Here is a 19,012-nt window from a genome sequence, read left to right as displayed (position 1 = left end):
CTCACCGGAAGTCCGCCAGGAGCCCCGCGCGCTCCCGGTCCACGAGCAGCTCATGACGCAGGCTTCCGAGAATCCGCTCGTACAGCCGCCGCGCGAGCTCATCCAGCTGGCGGGGGTTGTTCAGGTCGACAGCACTTCGGTCGGCCTCTCTCAGCTCGCGCAATGTCTGCCTCAGCTCAGCTTCAGTCTGTTGGGACAGCAACGGGCTGTCAGTCGGCAGCTCCGCTGCGCGGCGGACGTCTTCGAGCGTTTCGGCCACGCCCGGCAGTCCGTGCGCCGCCGCCCGGACGAGGACCGGCTCGCCGCGACGCAAAGACTCCACCGCGGACGGCGACAAGCCGAGATGATCCACACCGGTCACACCATCACCGGCGGAGTCCGCCGTGCTGGTGTTCATCCCCAGCTCCGGGATCGTGGTGGGCTCTCCGGCGGTGATCGAAGCTCGTTGGGTGTCGGCCAGCACTCTGTCGTGTGCCTCACCTGCGGCCTGCTCGACGATGTCGTGCACATAGGAGCTCAAGTCTTCACGCATCGTGGGGCTCGCCGGCTTTCCGGCCGGGAACCTGACGTGCGCCATGGGCATCCGGTTGCCGCGGAACCAGCGTTCGGTCGACACGGCGACCTGCTCCATTCTCCTGCCGTCTGGAGTGGACTCGTCTACCGTTGCGGTTCTCTGCGTCTGCTGTACGTGGTGCACGAGTTCGTGGGCCAGCAACGAACTCGCCGCGCGCCCGTCCAGCGGCCCCGCCTCATCGGGCAGGAACACCGCACCCTGATGCGTCACCGCCCGCGCACCAAGTGCTCTGGCGAACTTGCCGGCGAGAGGTCCGCGCAGGACAGGCACCGCACTGATGTCGACACCGTGCAGCTGCCGGAATTCCTGCGCGACCGCACCGGGAACCACGTGCCTCGTGAGCGCGTCCGGCACGCGGCTGGAGGCGATGGGCTCCAGGCGGCGTCGGACTTCCGGACCGGGTGTGTTCATGGGATCGTGCGGAGGCGTACCCGCAGACGTGGCACCTGGCACATCTGTCGCAGGCTCGTCGTGTGGTGTCGTGCGCCGCACGACACGAAGCAGCCTGTGCCGCAGCGGCACACGCGGTCCCTGCGGCGCATTGAGAACGAGCTCCGCGTTCTCCGCCTCCACCGGATGGTGCACGAGATCCGCGGCAGTGACCCGACGGAGGTCGTGGGAAAGGGGCGTCGGCGTTTCGTCAGCGCGGGAGTGGTCGGGGTCCGGCGCGGCGCTCGCCACCGGGGTGTCGAGCATGGAGCCGGTTCCGCGCAGGTTCTCTTGCAGCGCCGGGTGCACCCATTGTGCGATCACGTCACCGCTCGGAAGATCCGGGGCGGGCAGTTCCGGGGTGGGCAGTTCCGGGGTGGGCAGTTCCGGGGTGGGCAGTTCCGGGGTGGGCGTCGGAACACCCTCTCCGGTAGGAAGATCGGAAGCAGGTGGTGGTGATGCCGTCGCCGGCGCGCCTTCGCCGTCAGGTCCAGGCTCGGCCACTGGCTGCGGCACCACCGCCGGAGGTGGCGTGTGCGTCGCCTCCGGCGGTGGTGCCGCCGGCGAGTCGGCCGGAGTCCGAGGCCCACTGGCTCCGTCCGGCAGGTCCGCCTGTGGCTCAGAGACGACCATGCCGTGGTGCCCCCGATCGGCCACGGTCTCGTCGCGCACGACCGGCCGCTGCGGACGGCGATGGCGGAGCGGGGCACCCAGGCCGAGCTTCGGGGTGGCACCGGCACCACGCCGGCGGTCGCCTCGCGCATCGGTTGCGTCGGGCCCGACACCGCTGATCTCGCTGTCCACGGCCTTTCCGGGCGCGGCGGGTGCCGTCGGTACGACGTCACGAGCCTCCCTGTCCACCGGCGTTTCCGGAGCAATGGGTGCCGTTGGAGAAGGTGAGACGGCGGGGGGCGCCACCGTCTCACCCGGCACGGGGTGCGTCGCAGTCGTGGCCACCGGTGGCGACTGCGGCCTCAGCTCCGGCGTCGACGCCGGTGCAGGGAAAGATGCCACGTCCGGGGGTGGTCCCCCCGGTTCGCGCGCGGACGGAGGTTCCGGTGTGGACCCGTTTTCTGAAGGTGGTTCCTCGCCAGCGACGGCTTCGCCTGGAACACCGGTGGGACGTGCCGCACGGCGGTGTTTCAGAGGCGCTGCGCCGCGAGGAGTCAGTCCAGGCTCCGCCACTGCGACGGGATCGCCGATGATGTCCGGGGCGACCGGGACCGTACCTGCATCATCCTGTTTTCCGACAACCGTCTCCGGCGTCTGCACGGCCTGCGGCGAGATCTCCGCGTCGCCTTCCGGCTCGCCAGGGCCGTCGCCGGCGTCCTTCTGCTCCGATACCACGCTGTCCTCCCCGGAAGGGCGAGCCTCAGCGCGCGGAGCGAGTGGCCTGCCGAGACCGAGACGGCGGCTCTGTCCGAGGTTGGCGCGCGGCCTCTGCCGGTCCGGCGGCCGGTGCTGAGGCTTGGCTTGCTCAACCGGAGCGGACACCGGTTCGGCGGCTGCCTGCTGCCAGGTCGGCATGAAAGGCCGGAGCGCGGCGATGAACGGGTCATCACTCACAGGTGGAGCGACTGAGGCCGGAGCCGATCGACGCGGCAGCGGAGGTGCGACCGGCTCGCCGACGTAGTCGTCCACGGCGCGGGTGAGCACTGGCCTCGTCGTGATCGCCTGCGGCGCGATCACCTGAGCGATACGGGCGGGTACCGCGGGCAGGCCATCGACCTCGACGTCCTCTCCTTCGTACGCCAGCGGCTCGAGCGGATCCGGCCGCACCTGGTGCCGGATGCGCCTGCGGTGCGTCCGGTCAGGCGGCGGCAACGGCCGCAGCAGGCCGGTGACCCGGCCGGTCGGCCCGTCCGGCGCACCGCCGAGCGGGAGCACGTTCAGTCCACGGCGTGACGGCCCGGACGTGCCCACCACGGGAACGGGCTTGGTGCCGGCGACCGGAGGCATCGTCAGCGGACGTCCGCTGAGCGTCGGGGGTACGACCTCCACGGTCATTCTCAACGCGGGCAGCCTGCGCCAAGCCCGCCCTGTCTCCTGCTCGCCGTCGTCCGCACGGCGGCGCCAGGTGAACGGCCACCACCTCATGGTGATCTCCCCCTCTCCTCTGCTTTCGCGTCCCGTCAACCGAAGAGCGAGAACGGGACTGAGAACGTGTTCAAACCCGGTTCTTCTCCGGGGTCATCGGACAACGTGGTGTTGATCTTGCCGATCTCCTCGACAACCCGGTGCCGCATCGGGTGCTCCAGGTCGAGGATCGTGGGCAACGGCCAGTGCAGGTAATAGGCGACGTACGTGACCTCTTCCCAGAGCTGATCAGCCCCGTACGTCAGGATTCCCCCGAGGCATCACCGGACACGTCGACCGAGAACTCCTGGCCGCACCCAGGGCAGCGGACGTCGGCCTCCGTGTGCCCCTGCTGGTTGATCCGGCGGTAGAGATCCTGCAGAAAGGCGAGGTCGGAGGCGAAGAGACCCTCGATCACCTCGGCATCGATACGGTCGAGCCTGCCGAGCCGAGTCACCGTGCGGGACAACAACAACACGGTGAGGTACGCCGGGTTCTGCCGGACCTGCGGGTCGGTCTGTGGTGCGATCTCGTCGCGTGCTGTCGCCAGGCGCATGACGCCGCTGCGGTGGACCTGTCCGGAGTGGTCGACGTACCCCCTCGGGAGCACGAACGGGTACTCCGTCCTCAATGGCGCGGAGTCCATTGAGGACGACCCGGCGTCCGGTGCGGTGGACGGCCTGATCACAGCGGAAGCTCCTTGATGTTCTGCCAGTCGAGCAGGTTGGGCAGAACGGGAGCCGGGCCGAAGACGATCTCGTCGCAGACCAGGGTGACCGAGAACTTCACCATCTCGTTCGCGCCGGCCTGGGCATCGCTCACGTTCACGGCCTTCGGCCACGCGTTGGTCAGGGTGAAGGCGGCGACGACCTCGTGATCCTGTGTACCTTCGACCGGACCTCTCAGGTTCAGGGTCACCTGCGCCCTCGCCGCGACGATGCCGCGCCGCGCCGCGAGGTGCCAAGCCCAGAGCATGCCCTCCTTGCCCTTGTGCTCGAAGCCCTTCTCGAGAATCACCTCCGGCGGGTTGGGTGATCCGAACTGCTGGGTGCGGACGTACCCGCCCTTGCCCGCACTGAAGGTGTACGGGACTTCACCCATCGTGGACTTGATGCCACCGAGCTTGGAGAACTCGGCGATCACTTCGGCCGTGTTGACCGTCAGCTGGAACGACGACGCCGTGAGCACGGTCATCGACTTGCCTTCGTTTGCCATGCGAAACCTCCTCCGAGCCGGGCCAGCTCAGGTGATCACTCGGACAGGGAAGCGCCGTCGGCCAGCTGCGACAGCCGGAAGACGACGAACTCGGCGGGTTTGACCGGAGCGAGTCCGATATCGATCGTCAGGATTCCCGCGTCACGGTTCTCCGGCGGGTTGTTCTCGGCGTCGCACTTGACGAAGAACGCCTCGTTGGGGCTGCCGCCGAACAGCGCGCCACTGCGCCACACCCTCGTGAGGAAGGCGCTGAGGTTGCGCCTGACGGCGTTCCACAACGTCGGCTCGTTCGGCTCGAACACCGCCCAGTTGGTACTGGCGAGCACGGACTTCTCCACGAAGTTGAACAGCCTGCGCACGTTGAGGTAGCGCCACTCGGCGTCGCTGCTCAACGTCCGGGCGCCCCAGACGCGGATGCCCTGACCGGGGAAGGGCCTGATGCAGTTGACACCGACCGGGTTGAGCTGGTCCTGCTCGCCGCGGGTGATGTTGAACTCCACCGCGAGCGCGCCGCGGATCACCTCGTTGGCAGGTGCCTTGTGAACACCGCGGGTGTCGTCGTTACGGGCCCAGATACCCGCCATGTGCCCGCTCGGCGGCATGTGCACGGCTCGACCGGCCTGCGGGTCCATGACCTTGATCCACGGCCAGTACAGCGCCGCGTACTTCGAGTCGTAGCCGGCGGTGTTCATTCGCCAGTCCTTGAGCTGCTGCGCCTTCAGTCCCGGCGGTGCGTCGAGGATCGCGACACGGTCCCCCATCAACTCACAGTGTGCGATCATCGCGAGCTGGACCGCTCGAAGACCCTCGTCGTCGATGGCACCTTGCTGGTACGCGGCCATGAGGTCGGGTACCACCAGCATGGTGACGTCCTCGACCGCCTCCAGACCCGCGAAACCGGTCCGGTCGGCAGCCGATCCCACGTACTCGTCCGCCGTGATCTCGTCGATCTGGTCGGCGACGGGCGCCGATCCTCCCGCGAGGCTGATCTCCCTGCCCTTCGCGGGAACGGCGAGCTGGGCGCCCTTCGGATCCACCAGCCTGATCAGTTTGGAGCGCTGCTTCACCGCGGTGTACACGTTTGACTGTCCTTTTCGGACTGTCACGTTGTCGAAGGTCTCGACGACCTTGCCGTCCTTCTTCACCAACAGCTTGAAGTTGTCCTCACCCGGTTCCGACGCGTCCTGCACCTCGACCGCGATGCTGTCGCCCGACTCACCGGGCTCAGCCGCCTCGATCTCGAACGCAGGCCGGCCGCCGTCCGCACCGGACGGCAGTGCCGCGCGTGCCGCAGGCAACGCCTTCACCTTGCCGTCACCGCTACCGTTCGCACTCGCACTGTCACCGCCGATCCGCACGACGTAGGCGGAGCCGCCACCGTTGAGGAAGTACCCGTACACCGAGTGCGCGAGGTAGGACCCCTCGATGAAGTCACCGAAAGTCTGCGTGAACTGCGTCCAGTTGGTGACCAGCACGGGCTCGTGGAACGGGCCTTTCGCCGCAAGGCCCACGAATGCGCAGACCGCCGTGCTGACTCCTTCGATGGGTTTGTTCCCGGAGGAAACCTCCTCCACGTACACACCCGGCGACAAATAGCTGGGCATGGGGCCTCCTCGTCCAGTGACGCGTATCTGTCCAGAGGAGACTCACAGAACCCACGTGGTGTGGATAACGAGTCTTCGGGTGGTCAACTGGACCACGGTCGCAGTCCATCCACCTTCCTGATCGGCCCGCCGTCAGTGCCCGATCGGACTGGTGATCCCGGTCGACAGTCTTACCGGACGCGGCTGGTGAGACACGTCACCGGCCGCAGAATGGAGCGATGATCGAGGACGTGGACGCGTCGCTGAGAGCGGCATTGAGCCCGCACCTGCCGAGTGGCGTCGAAGTGGACTTCGAGCCACCGGGTTCGAGCCATGCGAAGAAGACCCCGCGGCTCACCATGTTCCTGCTCCGCGTCAACGCGGTCACGGCGAACATGGTCAACGGTTACCTCGACGTCCGGGACGATCGCGGACGTGTGGTCGCGAGGCGGAGGGCACCGCGCCGTTACGCACTGCACTACCTGGTGTCAGCATCCGGGGACACCGCGACCGAGGAGCACGCGCTGCTCGGCCGCGCGCTGACCGTGTTGGGCGGCATGGACGTCATCCCGCCCGACCATGTGCTCGCGTCGCTCACCGAGGCCGGTTCGCCGGTGACCGTCCACGTGGTCGACGAGCAGTCCACTCGGCACGCCACCGAGCTGTGGACCGCGTTCGGCACACGTCCCCGGCCGTTCTTCGAGCTCGCACTGAACGTCGTGGTGAACAGCCCGACGGACGCGCTGGTCAGCGTGCCACCCGCCGCCAGCCGAGTTGCCGTTGGTGTGGGCAGGAGGGAGGACACCGAGGTGCCACGCCGGACGCGGCGCCTGCTCAGTGAGGACTGACCGTCGTGACCGCTCGTGTCACTCTGCCTGCGGTGGCTCTTCCAACGCGCCGCGGAACAGCATCGACGCGGCGATCGCGAGTGTCGCGTGCAGCTGGGCCCGCTCGAGGTAGTAACGCTGGCCGGGACTCTCGACCTGCTCGAAATGGGCCATCCGCAGAAACGACTCCGCGGCGACGTAATGCTCTACCCCGTTCATGCCGATGCGTCCTCAGTTCAGCGAGTGGATGCGGGCGCCGAAGCCGGCTCATGACCATGAGACCACACGACACGGTTGGCGTCGCCGCTCCGCCTCCGGGACTCAAGGGCCGAAGTCCGTGCCTGTTCAGGCAGGAACAGCTGCAGGTCTACGCCGCACCCGAGGCCACCGCGACCGCGACAATCCCTTCGGCGTGATTCTCACCCGACTGGACTAGCTCGAGTGGTCGATGTCAGAGCATTCTCCTGCGAGGATCAGGCGATGGCCGTGGCAACGGCGACAATGGAGGGTGACGGAGGAGGCGGAACATCTGCTGACCTGCCTGGTGGCAGGCGGTAATGCCGAGACGCCTGCGAATGGAGACGGAGGATTCCGTGTTCGATCTCGCACTGACGGCGGAGTCGTTCGGCGAGTCGTTCGTCGGTCGAACGCGGGAGCGGCGCCAGGTGGCCGCAGCAGCGGCACGGGCGGCCCAGGGCCACCCCCAGATCATCGTCCTGGTCGGCGAGGCGGGAATGGGCAAGTCGGCGTTGGTCGACGTCATCCAATCCGACCTGAGCGGGTTCACGGTCCTCGACGGAGAGGGCGATGAAGGGGCCATGCACCGGCCCTGGACTGCGATCAGCCGGCTCGCAACGCAGGTAGGCGTGCCGGACCCCTCGGCGGAGAGTCCGCCCTCCACGCTGAGCGCGTCACGGTGGATGGCCGAACTGCTGAAGGGTCTGCAGAAGAGTCGCCCTGTCGCCCTGCTGCTGGACGACCTGCACTGGCTCGACCAGGAGTCGGCGGCCGCGTTCGCTCTGGGTGCCGGCCACCTCTCAGCAGGCGACAGCGTCCTCATCGTCGTCACGACGAGGCCGCCATTGGCTCCGGCGGCGTGGCGTCAGCTGGTCGTGGACGAGCCGGAGATCGCCGTGCGCCTCGATCTAGCCGGGCTCAGCACCGGAGAGGTGGCCGAACTCGCCCGGCGGGACCAGGTGAGGCTACCGAGGCGGGGTGACCAGCGTCTGCGCGACCACACGGACGGGAACCCTTTGCTCGTACGCGCGCTGTTGCGTGAATACTCGGCGCAGACGTGGAGATCGCGTTCCGACCTGCCCGCGCCGCGGGTCTACGCCGACGCCGTGAGAGAACAGCTGGCGGCCTTGCCGCCGTCAGTCCGGGCCGTGGTGAGTGCGCTGGCAGTGTTGCAGCAACGTTCGTCGCTCTCCACTGTGGCGTACGTGGCGGGTGTGTCCGATCCGCTGGCCAGCGCCGATCTCGCGGTGGACGCAGGTCTGGTGAAGCTGACGGAACACGACACCGCAGCTCCGTTGCGCCTGACACACCCGCTGGTCGGGGCGGCGATCCGGCAGGTGCTGCCACCAGGTGAACGTCGCGTGCTGCACTACCGCGCGGGCGAGGTGGTCGCCGGTCCGGCAGGCGTGGAGCACCGCGTCGCCGCCGCCGAGCGCTTCGACCCCCGACTCGCCTCCGAGCTGAAGGACATGGCCGACAACGCCCACCGACGTCGCGATCTCAATCTCGCCGCACAGTACCGACGGTGGGCGGCAGACCTGTGCGACGACACCGGCGTGCGGGAGCAGCTGTTGCTCGACATGTGGTACGAGCTGTTGCTCGACGGTGAGGTGGAAGCGGTCGCATCCGAGCTCGACCTCATCCGCACCATGCAGCCGCACCCGAAGATCAACCTGGTGTTGGGCGCATTCGCGATCCAGGTCGGCAAACCACACGAAGCACTGCGCCACCTGCGCGCCGCACTCGGCCACGAGACGGCCCAGCGCGACGCCACCCTCACCGCCCGCCTGTGCTGTGAGCTCGGCTGGGCGCACTACTACTCGGGGCGGCCGGCCGAGGACATCCTGGACGTCGTGAAGCCGATTGCCGGCACAGCGCCACCCGAGGTGGACGTCCAGGACAGCGCCGCAGTGCTCACCGCCCTCTGTGGCGGCCTGCTCAAGGGGGCTTCGGCGGCAATCGACCAGCTCACGACGACCGCCTCACCACGCGACGCAAGTGCCGACACTTCTCGGCTCGCAGACCTGCTGGTGGTCCGCGGCTCCCTGTACCTCGCACGCGGCGCGCCATCCCAGACCGTAGTCGACCTGAGCCGCGCGGTGATGCATTACCGCACGGGCCTGCCCTCGCGCCTGATCACGGTGGGGTTCAGCCACCTGTCGTTCGCCCACTGGCTCCTCGGCGAATGGGGTCGCTCACAAGAGGCCGCCGCGATGGCCCGTGAGACGGCCACCGGCGTCGACGTGGCGGCGGCGTTTGCGTACTCGGCGATACCCGCGGCCACCAGGGGCGATTTCGCCGCGGCGAAACGTTGGCTCGCACGGGCCGCCGAGAGCCTCGACATCGTGCAGCACCCCGACTGGGCCGCCGTGTGGAACTCGGCAGGGTTCATCCTCGCCCATGCGACCGGCGACCAGTCGCTTCTGCGGGCCCATCTGGACCACGCCGTCATCGCGATCGCACTCGAACGCATGCGGGCGTGGCAAGTCGACTGGTGGCTGATCAGCCACGGGTTGGCTCTGCTCGACGCCGGCCGGACCGAGCAGGCCGCGCAGGTCGCCGACCACGTTCCGTCTGCGGCCGACCTGACCACCGGCGTACGCATGCTGCTCGCGCGGTTGCGTGGCGGACTGGCGCGACAGCAACGTGATCATCAACGCGCGCTGGAAATCTACGACACGGCAGTGGAGCCCAGCGGCTCCGGCGAGACCATGCCACTGTTCGAAGCGCATCTGCGCCTGGACTACGGCCGACTGCTCGTCGCGCTCGGCGACCGCCGCACCGGGATCGAGCAACTGCGGGCTGCCCGCCGGATCTACCACCAGCTCGGTGCAGCGCCCTACCTGCACCGGACCGACCAGGAACTCGCCGCGGCGGGCACCGACACCGACGACGGCGGTCAACGAGCAGCTGCGCTTCTGCAGGCCCTCACCGAACGCGAACGTGACATCGCGCTACTGGTCGCCCGCGGTCTCACCAACAGGGAGATCGCGCAACGGCTTTGCGTCACGTCGAAGACGGTCGAGTTCCACCTTTCGAACATCTACGCCAAGTGCGGCGTCGTCAACCGCAGAGAGCTCCGGCAGCGGATCGGCCACGCCTGACGTCGCCCGATCGGGCGTCGACCACTGCCCGATCCGATGTCGTGGACGCTTCTGGTGGCCGATGGGTCCCGCCGTGATTGTGGAACAGACCTGTTGTGCGATGCGGTGGAGAACGGACGCGCAGATGCGGATCTTGGTGGTGGACGAGGACGACGAGGCTGGAAGCCTCGTGGCCTCGGCTTTCCCAGGGGAACAACCGGCGCCGACCGTGGTCGGACACAATGCTGCCGCCGAAAGCCTCGCCGCCGCGCCGTACGACGTCGTGGTCGTGGCACAGCCCGATCGACTGACCACGGGTATGTGGGGCGCACTCCGCGCCGCCGATCCTCAAGCACAACTGCTGGCGGCTGTTCGCGGGGACGACTTCACCCTTCACGCCGAGCGATGGACCGGTCTCGGCGTCGATGGCTATCTCTCCATGCCTTGCGACAGCAGGGAACTCCGAGCACGGATCCGAGCGGCCGCGCGCAGGACGACCGGTCATCTGCTCCACCACGACGAGCTGGTGCTGCACCGTGCACGCAGGGAGGCCAGCCGCGCCGGTCGCACTGTTTCGTTGAACGACAAGGAATACGCGTTGCTCGAGGTGCTGGTCCGGGCGAACGGCACCGTCGTGACCGCGGACGAGCTGCGCGCCCGCTGCTGGGGCCTCACCCAGAATGCGACCACAGGTGTGGTCCGCAACACAATCATGAAGCTGCGGCGCAAGCTCGGTGAACCTCAGCTCATCAACACCGTCGCAGGCATCGGCTACCGGCTCCGGCGTGCTGTGGACTCGCACGCGGCCTCGTAGCTGGAACGTTTCCGGCGTCGGACATGCCGGTCAGGACCGACACTTGCGGGACCTCCGCATCCAACGAGAAATCACAGGCAGATGACCGCACAGCACCGCCTCCGTGCCGGCAACCAGTGGGGAATGACCGTCGCCGAGTTGCGCGCGCGGCTGGCTGCGGAAGACTCCGCCAGATCAGCCGGCGACGCGGCGGATGGCGGTGATCGGGCCGATGTGGTCCGTGCGACTGACCTTGATCGGCTCCCCACTGGTGGCGGCGTGGACGGACCAGGTGCTGTCCACCACCACGGCGACGTGACTGGGTCCCGAGTAGTAGAAGACGAGGTCTCCGGGGCGGACCTGGTCACGCGCCACTGGGACACCGACGTGGACCTGGTCGTAGGTGACGCGTGGTACTGCGACGCCGACGGATCGATACGCGCTCTGCACCAGGCCTGAGCAGTCGAACGAATGCGGCCCGACCGCACCCCACACGTACGGTTTTCCGACCTGTGCCAACGCATAACGCACAGCGCCGCCCGCGCTTCCGGTCAGACCGTCGGCCGACATCACCGGTCCGGTCTGTCCGAGGACTCGTCGCTCTCCTTCGGACAGTGCGGCGAGCGATCTGGCCACTACCATGGCGACCGCGTCCAGGGTCTGCTTGCGGCGATAGGTTTCGTCCATCGCCTGTTGCGCCGCCGTCGCGAACTCGACCGTCGCAGCTCGCCGCTCGATCGCCGCGACGCTCGCTTCGTCGGCAGCCCGGCGAGCGCTTTCGGCGTCTCGCAGTGCCTTCTCCGCCTGGGCCACCGCTGCGGAGACCTTGTCGAGCATCTTGTCCTGCTCCGCAGCGAGAAGGTCCATCAGCATGCCCGCCGCCAGGAACTCCTCCTGGGACTCACTGCTGAGCAGCGCCGCCCAACCGTCGAGCCGTAGTCCGCCGAGCGACGCCGCCACCACCTCGTCAGCGAGAAGCCGCTGCACGTCCTCTTCGGCGCGGGCGTCGATGAGCGTTGTGCGCGCGGATGTTTCGGCCTCGGCCGCCTGTGCCGCCCTGGCAGCGGCCAGATCCGCTGCACCGGAAGCCCGGTCCCGTGCGGCCTGGCTGTCGGTGAGCCGCTGCTGAGCGGCGAGCACGTCCTGGTTCGCTCGCTCTGCCGCTCTGCTCAGCTCCCGGTAACGCAGCAGAGCGGGCGAGGTTCCGGTGTCGGATGGCTGTTGCCGCAGTGGCGATCCGCCGCTGGACGGCGCTGCGGCGAGGAACAGCGTCCACATCACGAACAGGACAGCGAGAATGCGCACCATGATCGACTCATCATCCAAGGGAAACCGGTGGAAAGGCGTGGGCGGTTGCGCTCGGGGACAACACAACCGCCCACGGCGGGGAGGGCTCGGGCGCGGAGCGTCGCTGCGCGCGTCGAGCCCGGGATCAACTGTGCCGAAGCAGGCGGGCGACTCGAAGTGACGTCCGGGCAGCTTTTCGTTCTACCGTTCGGACTTCGTACCCTGGCTGCGGCATGCTCTGGTGCGAAACGCTTCGTAGTCGGTCTGCAGGAGCGCGATCACGTGTCTGCGAGCGTGCGTGAACACGTCAGGTGAGACATCGAGCTCCTTCTTGAGCGCGTCCGCTATGTCCCGAGCATGTGAGTCGGTGACTCCTACCGGCCGGCGGGCGCGTAGTGCCACGAACTCGTGGAAGATGGCACGCGCGAGCGCACTGCGCACCGCCGCCGATCCTGTGCCGCGGTACTCCTCCAGCGTGAGTAGGAAGTCCAGGCGGTCGTCACCGCGGCGATTGCCGACGAAGACGATGAAGGCCCACAGCACTTCCTTGTCCGCAAAGGACCAGAAGTCGAGGAAGCTCTCGGGCAGCGGCTGCTGCCGCGGACGGACTCCCGACGCCGTGATCATGGTTTGCTCACCACCGCCCTGCCGGAGAAGTATCCGGCAGGAGTGCACTCGGCGGCAGGTGCACCGGCCGGCGTGGTGCCGGACTGGGCGCACTGCACCGCGAGCACGACCCGGTCGCCAGGCTTGAACTCGATCGGCTGGACGAAGTGGTAGTCGTCGTCGCGGAAGTTCCTCATGTCGAATTCCATGAGCACGGAGTCGTTGCGTCGCAACTGCACGACGCCGGAGTCGCCGAAGGGGTTGCCCAGGTAGATGTCGCTGATGTAGATCGTCTGGTTGGCCGGAGTATTGTAGGCGAACGTCTCGAAGCGATCCGGTGCCTTGGCCTTGGCCTGGATGCGGAAATCGATTGCCTGCAACGGTCCGCCGGGCGCTTCGCCGTCACCGCCTCCGGTGCCGGCGAGCGCGGGGAACTGACCGCCCTGTTGCTTGCCCGCGCCGGTGGCGTTGCCCGCGGCGTCCGATGCCTGATCCGCCGCTTGGGCCGCCTTCTCCTCCGCTTGCTTCGCGACCTCCTGCGCCTGCTTGGCGTTGTCCTCCGCCTGTTGTGCGCTCGACGCGAGGTCGTGCGCCTTCTCAACGGCCGCTTGGCCGGCTTCGGACTTCACGACGGGCTTGAGCACCATCTGGTACAGCAGAACCAGTGCCGCGGCCGCCGCCACGGTGATCGCCAAGATCTTCGGCAGCGATCTGGGCAGCAACGCCCGCTGGGTCATGGCGCCATCAGCGGTGAGCGTCTCGCCGTCCTCGTCCTCGGCGATCACTTGGAACGGCAGCGTCTGACTCTCGCCCTTGACGATCATCTTGTGCGGCCGCGCGCGCAGTTTGACGATGACGCTGGTCCCGCCGTCGACCCGCACTCGCCGTTCGCGCAACCGCAGTCCCAGCTTGTCGTCGGGATCGGCGGCGAACAAATCGGCTTCGAACGGCGCGTTGCCGGTGTTGGTCACGACGACGCGGAAGGACGCTGTGAGCTTCCCGCCGGCGGTCCGGGGCATCAGCTCGAGCGCGGGATCGGTGAAGCCACCGATCTCGATCGTTCCCTCGTGGACTGTGGATCCCTCGGTGTCCTCCCGTGACAGCACCCGCACCGCGAATGACACTTCGCCTGCCGGGATGTCCGCGGAACGGGGTGGAGCGAAGATCAGCTCCACCGTCGCTTCCTGTTGCGGGAAGACGTTGACGGTCGACGTGGACAGTGTCGTCCAGTCCTTCGCGTCACCTAGGACGTCGAGGGTGAACTGGTCCACGACCGTGCCGTCGTTGAACAGGCGGACCGTGCACGTCGTCTCCTCACCGGGTACGACGTACAGGTCTTGGTCGACAAAGGTTGCTGTAACTCCCACGGTGATACGGTCTCTCTCCGAGGGTGAGCTTGCACACGCCTCGGCGGGCGGCACCGCGGGTGCGCAGATCTGCCCGGACGGACAGCCCGATCAGCGGAAGACCACCGGCTTGCGGGACACCTGCCGGAGCTGATGGCGCACACCGTCACGCATCGCGGGCGGGCAACCGCCGACCACCAGCACGCCCGCACTCGAACGATCCGCGCAGTCGGCCTGCCGCCGGTCTGGGAATGCCTGCGACTCGGTGCTCAACGTGCCGGCGTACTGCGCGAACCGGGACAACACCGGGTGGTGCCCCGAGTCTCCGAGCAGCAGCACGGGTTCGTCGGACTCGGTCTCCGCGGGAAACAGGAAGAGCCGGGTCGGCCTGCTACGCCCGCTCCACAGTGCGAACCTGTTGACGTTTCGCACACGCGGGCGTTCTGCCGCGAGCCAGTCGTGATAGGACAGTCCCCACCAGGGCAACACGCATCTGACCGCTCGGTCGGGGATCAGCCTCGAGCGCTTGGGTCGACGGGGCGGAGAAGGCTCGACGTCCACTGGCGGAAGTGCCAGCGGGCGGGTGTCAACGGTGCCGAGCACGAACTGCAGTCCTCGATCGAGCCCCAGCAGCACCGCCTCGTTGAGGCACTCGACGACCTGGAGATCGTTCCAGGTGTCACTGGTAGAACGTCGGACGATCTCACGCAAGGGAACTCCGACACTGCCGCACGCGGCCACGAGCTCGCGCAGCGCATGAAGCAATGCGCTGCCACTGAGCACGATGTCGCGCCGGACAACGATGTCAGAGGTCTTCAAAGCGGTATCCGCGAGCACCGCCGGCAACTCGAGGGCATCCACTGCACGAGGCAGCGTCTCCGTGAGCAGTTTGAGGCTGGCCATCGCGTTGTGCCGCAACGCTTCCATCTCGATCCGGAGCAGCTCCACCTCGACCGGGCTCGCGTCGTGCGGGAGGTCGAGGCAAGCGCTGGCCAGGCAGGCCGTGTCACCGTCGAGGTCGATGATCAGCTGGTCGATCTCCGACAACACGCTGCCGAGCTTCACCACAACCCCGAGGTTCCGCGTCCACGCCGAGGACCTGCTCGCCTCCTCGACCTCGCGGACCGCCGTGCAGACGTCATGACGCATCGCGCGAAGCGCACGTTCTGTGTTGTCGCACAACATGGCGCAGTACTCCAACGGCCCCATCTGGTCGGCTCCTCGGCGATGAAGTGTTGCCGGCAAGACCTGTGGCACGCGGCCGTGGCGGGCCGCGCCGCTGGCACGGCGGGCGCCAACGGCACCGATCGAGCCTGTGCGAAGCCGCAGGTACATCCTTGTTGCGACCGGACCACCGCCGCACGCAGCGCCACCGGCCACGCGATCACCTGACCATGATGCTCGTCAGGGGCGTGGCCGGGAATGCGCGCACGTGCGGCGGCGGGGGCACCTCCGTTGCACTTTCGTGCGTCTGACCGGTGCGCATGGCGCACCTGCGGTTTCAGATGAGCCCCTCGCGCATCGCGTAGGCAACGGCATGGGAGCGGTTCCGAAGGTGAAACCTGCTCGTGATGTCATGCAGGGTGTTCTTGACCGTACGTTCCGAGTAGGACAGTTCCTTCGCGATCTCCTGTGTGTCGAACCCTTTCGCCACGAGGCGCAACACGTCCGCTTCCCGATCGGTCAAGCCGGTGAAGTTCATCCCGCGCGGGGTCAGCACGTGGTCCTTCAAACGTGACACCTGGCTGAGCAGCCTGCCCAGCATGTCCGGCGGCACGACACCCGCTCCTTCGTGCACCGACGTGATGACCTGGACCAAGCGGTCAGGCGTCGCCTCGGAACGGCGAACCAGGCCCGACACACCCGATTCGGCCGCAGTCAGCAGACCCGCGTCGTCCAGCGTCTCGACCACGGCGATGACCCGCTGCAGGCCCTTGCTCCGAGCCGCTCTCAGCATCCGCTGCACCGCCTCGTCCACGGCGTTGCCGACCACCACCGCCACCGTGTGCGGTGTGATCGCGTCCTCGTCGACGACCCACACCTCCGCCCGTGAGCGGAGCGCCGCTTTGACGCCCGCCTCAGAGATCGGATCCAACGCCTGCACCATCACCGTGATTCTGTCCGACATCCCCGCTCCCGAGTGCTCTGCGGCCCGCTCCCCCGACCAGGAGGACAAGGTTGCGTGCACCCGTGTCCGCCACATGTGAGCGATGCCATGAACTGTCCGCCGTAGACTTTGCACTCACGGGTGCCCCTGATGCCCTGGGGATTTCTCCTAGTTCTACTGAAGACGCACGTCAGTTGCCTCGGGAGAGGATGCGAAACTGGGGTAAATCCCCGGTATCAGTGCCCCATCACGCCCTCATGCTGTAGCTCCGGCCATCGAGCATGGAGGAGGCGCCGACCGTGGCGGACACCGCGGAGGACGAACTGAACACCGAAGAACCTGGGCAACGAGGCGCGCTCAATGCGCCGATGAAGGTCGCGTCGTTCGTCGTGTTGCCCCTTCTGGCGGCGGGATCGCTGGTGTTCGGTCAGGACGACCCGTCTCCGACGTTCGTTGCGCGGCACGACCGTACGCTCGTGCCGGACGCAACCCGACCGCCGATCTCACCGGCCGCCACCAGCGCCAGCCGGCACGTGATCACGAAAACCCCGTGGCAGGAAGCCCTCGAGTCCGGTCACGGCGGGCCGAAGCGGCTGGACCCCGCAGAGGTGCCCGCAATCGCGCGAGCGGCGTACGGCAACGCGGCCGCACAACTCGCGGCGCGGTCCCCCGGCTGCGGCGTCGACTGGGCACTGCTCGCCGCCATCGGTCAGGTCGAGAGCGATCACGGCAGGCACGGCGGCTCGTCACTGCGTCAGGACGGAACGACAACGCTGCCCATACGCGGTGTGCCGTTGAACGGCGAGGGTGTGGCGCTGATCAGCGACACGGACGGGGGTGCGCTGGACGGCGACGTGGTGTTCGACCGGGCCCTGGGCCCCATGCAGTTCTTGCCCGGCACGTGGCGAGAGGTGGGTGCGGACGGCAACGGCGACGGCCTCAGCGCACCGGACAACATCTACGACGCCGCGTTGGCGGCGGCCAGTTATCTCTGTGGTGGCGGAGACCTCACCTCGCCCGCTGATGCCGCGGCGGCCGTCCACCGCTACAACAACTCCGACAGCTACGTCAGCACCGTGCTCACTCTCGCCGAGCGACTCCGCACGACACCGACGAGCTGAGATCGGCGCCATCGGCGGAGGCAACAGGAGCGGCTACCGCCGACCTCCGATTCGGACCCGTGCGATGGCTTGCGTGACCGATCCGTGACCACCTTCTTCTGTCCGGTGTGGCAGCGGTGGTCGCACCACACCGGACTCGGAGACGTCAGGCCCGGTCTCGTGCCCGTCGCATACCGTCCGCCAGGTCCCGGCACTTGTCTGCGAACTTCTCGATTTCCCGAGACCGTCTGCGGTGCTCGGACCGCAACGACTCCGCGTAGCGGCGTGCGTTCGCTTCGAGCTGGCCAGTGTGATCGATGAGTGCAGGTAGCAGTGCACGCACGTCACCGGCACGCCGTGGACCTCGGTCGAGGTACCGCTGCCAGTACTCCTTCACGCCGTGATCCACGGCGACCGCGCTTTGGTAGAAGCGCTGCCGACGGCTGGGACGCGACGAGGAGCTGTCGCGGACCTGGTCGAGGTCCACGTGATGGTCGGCCAGCAGCTTGGCCCACACGCTTTCTCCCGGCACCGAACTGGTCTTCTCCGCAGGCTGGTGCGTCACGGGGATCGGCGGGTTGAGGTCCACGTCGTACTCGTACCGCAGCCCTCTGTTCTCCGCGATCAGCTGATCCTGCGTCTTCCGAACAGGCAGTTGGAACTCAGGAGTGGGGTCATACGGCGCCCGTGTGCCCTGCGGCGCCGTTGACGAAGGCCTGCGGGTGCCGTCGTAGATCGGCTTGCTCTCGGACTTCCGACCATCGACCTGGCTGCCCATGCGGCGAGCGCCGGTCGTGAAGCGCGTGACGAACTTTCCTCCGCCCTGCGGACCGGCGTCGGCGTACCAACGGAACGTTTCCGCGTACGGAGGGTAGGAGTCTCTCCCCCAGAACTGCTCTCTCCAATTGAACGTGATCTGGAACGACGGATTGAAGTGGTCGGCTACCGCCGACATCTCGAACTTTCCCTTGCCGACCACACCGCCTGGGATGTGAAGCCTCTGACCGAGGTACTCGTTCGTCGGCGCGATCCTGAAGTTGTGCATGAACGTCGTCAGAGCCTCGGTTTGGGCCCGCCGCACGTCCTCGGTGTCAAGGATGGCGACCCGTACCCCCTCCAGGTCGGCCTCGAACCGCCTCACCTGTCGCTCCAGCTCGCGCAGGTTGGCCCGAACCGTGCGCCGCAGACGGTCGCGGTCGCGGTCACCGGCGCGCTGGTGGTTGTACAGCAGCGCTTCCTCGCCCTGCGCCTGCGCCTCCACCAGGTCCTTCCTCGCCGCGATCAACTGTTTGGTCAGTTCCGCCTCCCTGGCGGAAAGGGTCGCGATCGTCGGCTGCACATCGATGCGGTAGAGGTCATAGGAGATGACCAGCGGCAGGAAGAGACCAGCTGTCCCGAGGTCGAGCTTGCCGGTGGTCTTGCCGAACTCATCGACTCGCTGAGCATCGAGGTTGTCCTTCACCTCCAGCCGATTCACCCGGTTTCGAATGGACTTCGGGAACATGCCGAACCACCGCGTGTGGGTGTACCACAGACCGTGCCATTCCACCCTCTCCACCTTGGTGGCGTCCACCCCTTCGGGGATGGTGCTGAACGCGCCGGCGTGGCTCGCTTCGAACTGGACGTCCGTCTTCGAGCTCATGACGATCGTGTAGGCGAGGTTGGCGATGCTGCCCAAGGCACCCGTGGCGGTACTCTGCGCCGCAGTACCGGGATCGAACGGCATTTCTTTCTCCGTCTGCTTGTCAA

The 19,012-nt window shown here is 67.5% G+C and carries 16 protein-coding genes; 4 read left to right on the top strand and 12 right to left on the bottom strand.

Annotation, left to right across the window (positions count from 1 at the left end):
- Window position 1: 1 nt before the first annotated feature.
- The 5 genes from AB0M48_RS38890 to AB0M48_RS38870 form a co-directional block, all read right to left on the bottom strand.
- The gene (locus AB0M48_RS38890; RefSeq protein WP_363852182.1) at window positions 2-1,327 is read right to left on the bottom strand and encodes a DUF4157 domain-containing protein; all 1,326 of its coding nucleotides are present in this window, start codon (window positions 1,325-1,327) and stop codon (window positions 2-4) included.
- A gap of 1,808 nt (window positions 1,328-3,135) precedes the next feature.
- Complete coding sequence (locus tag AB0M48_RS38885) at window positions 3,136-3,345, bottom strand: DUF6760 family protein (RefSeq protein WP_363852293.1); 210 nt, start codon at window positions 3,343-3,345, stop codon at window positions 3,136-3,138.
- Window positions 3,342-3,725: a phage tail assembly protein gene (locus tag AB0M48_RS38880; protein ID WP_363852290.1), complete on the bottom strand. Its 384-nt coding sequence runs from the start codon at window positions 3,723-3,725 to the stop codon at window positions 3,342-3,344. The genes AB0M48_RS38885 and AB0M48_RS38880 overlap by 4 nt, the downstream gene beginning before the upstream one ends.
- Before the next feature lie 38 nt (window positions 3,726-3,763).
- Complete coding sequence (locus tag AB0M48_RS38875) at window positions 3,764-4,294, bottom strand: phage tail protein (protein WP_363852179.1); 531 nt, start codon at window positions 4,292-4,294, stop codon at window positions 3,764-3,766.
- A 35-nt stretch (window positions 4,295-4,329) separates the two neighbouring features.
- Window positions 4,330-5,898 carry a phage tail sheath subtilisin-like domain-containing protein gene (locus tag AB0M48_RS38870; protein WP_363852176.1) on the bottom strand — a complete coding sequence of 523 codons (1,569 nt, stop codon included), beginning with the start codon at window positions 5,896-5,898 and terminating at the stop codon, window positions 4,330-4,332.
- A 218-nt stretch (window positions 5,899-6,116) separates the two neighbouring features.
- Here AB0M48_RS38870 and AB0M48_RS38865 point away from each other — a divergent pair, with 218 nt between their 5' ends.
- Entirely contained in the window at window positions 6,117-6,725 is a 609-nt protein-coding gene (locus AB0M48_RS38865; protein WP_363852173.1) for a Pvc16 family protein, read from the top strand.
- 18 nt (window positions 6,726-6,743) lie between these two features.
- Here the strand turns inward: AB0M48_RS38865 and AB0M48_RS38860 are convergent, their stop codons facing one another.
- Window positions 6,744-6,923 carry a hypothetical protein gene (locus AB0M48_RS38860; protein WP_363852170.1) on the bottom strand — a complete coding sequence of 60 codons (180 nt, stop codon included), beginning with the start codon at window positions 6,921-6,923 and terminating at the stop codon, window positions 6,744-6,746.
- Window positions 6,924-7,297: 374 nt separating this feature from the next.
- Between AB0M48_RS38860 and AB0M48_RS38855 the strand changes: the two genes are divergently transcribed.
- Both AB0M48_RS38855 and AB0M48_RS38850 read left to right on the top strand, forming a co-directional pair.
- Window positions 7,298-10,045 carry an AAA family ATPase gene (locus AB0M48_RS38855; protein WP_363852167.1) on the top strand — a complete coding sequence of 916 codons (2,748 nt, stop codon included), beginning with the start codon at window positions 7,298-7,300 and terminating at the stop codon, window positions 10,043-10,045.
- Between the two features lie 124 nt (window positions 10,046-10,169).
- Complete coding sequence (locus AB0M48_RS38850) at window positions 10,170-10,838, top strand: response regulator transcription factor (RefSeq protein ID WP_363852164.1); 669 nt, start codon at window positions 10,170-10,172, stop codon at window positions 10,836-10,838.
- 174 nt (window positions 10,839-11,012) lie between these two features.
- Here the strand turns inward: AB0M48_RS38850 and AB0M48_RS38845 are convergent, their stop codons facing one another.
- From AB0M48_RS38845 to AB0M48_RS38825, 5 genes are all read right to left on the bottom strand, one after another.
- Window positions 11,013-12,125 (bottom strand): C40 family peptidase, encoded by a 1,113-nt coding sequence (locus tag AB0M48_RS38845; RefSeq protein ID WP_363852161.1) that lies wholly within the window; start codon window positions 12,123-12,125, stop codon window positions 11,013-11,015.
- A gap of 180 nt (window positions 12,126-12,305) precedes the next feature.
- Window positions 12,306-12,731, bottom strand: coding sequence for a regulator of G-protein signaling domain-containing protein (locus AB0M48_RS38840; protein WP_363852158.1), 426 nt, complete (start codon window positions 12,729-12,731; stop codon window positions 12,306-12,308).
- Window positions 12,728-14,077: a hypothetical protein gene (locus AB0M48_RS38835; RefSeq protein ID WP_363852155.1), complete on the bottom strand. Its 1,350-nt coding sequence runs from the start codon at window positions 14,075-14,077 to the stop codon at window positions 12,728-12,730. Before AB0M48_RS38835 ends, AB0M48_RS38840 begins: the two co-directional genes overlap by 4 nt.
- A gap of 90 nt (window positions 14,078-14,167) precedes the next feature.
- The gene (locus AB0M48_RS38830) at window positions 14,168-15,265 is read right to left on the bottom strand and encodes a hypothetical protein (RefSeq protein ID WP_363852152.1); all 1,098 of its coding nucleotides are present in this window, start codon (window positions 15,263-15,265) and stop codon (window positions 14,168-14,170) included.
- Between the two features lie 292 nt (window positions 15,266-15,557).
- On the bottom strand, window positions 15,558-16,184 hold the full coding sequence (locus AB0M48_RS38825; protein WP_363852149.1) for a response regulator transcription factor: 627 nt from the start codon (window positions 16,182-16,184) through the stop codon (window positions 15,558-15,560).
- Window positions 16,185-16,462: 278 nt separating this feature from the next.
- Between AB0M48_RS38825 and AB0M48_RS38820 the strand changes: the two genes are divergently transcribed.
- Window positions 16,463-17,284: a lytic murein transglycosylase gene (locus AB0M48_RS38820; RefSeq protein ID WP_363852146.1), complete on the top strand. Its 822-nt coding sequence runs from the start codon at window positions 16,463-16,465 to the stop codon at window positions 17,282-17,284.
- Window positions 17,285-17,429: 145 nt separating this feature from the next.
- On the opposite strand, the gene AB0M48_RS38815 is transcribed toward AB0M48_RS38820, so the two are convergent.
- Window positions 17,430-18,989: a hypothetical protein gene (locus AB0M48_RS38815; protein ID WP_363852143.1), complete on the bottom strand. Its 1,560-nt coding sequence runs from the start codon at window positions 18,987-18,989 to the stop codon at window positions 17,430-17,432.
- Window positions 18,990-19,012 lie beyond the last annotated feature (23 nt).

This window comes from Lentzea sp. NPDC051208, assembly GCF_040682435.1.
GTDB lineage: Bacteria > Actinomycetota > Actinomycetes > Mycobacteriales > Pseudonocardiaceae > Lentzea > Lentzea kristufekii.
This window is presented reverse-complemented; position numbering and strand designations above follow the sequence as displayed.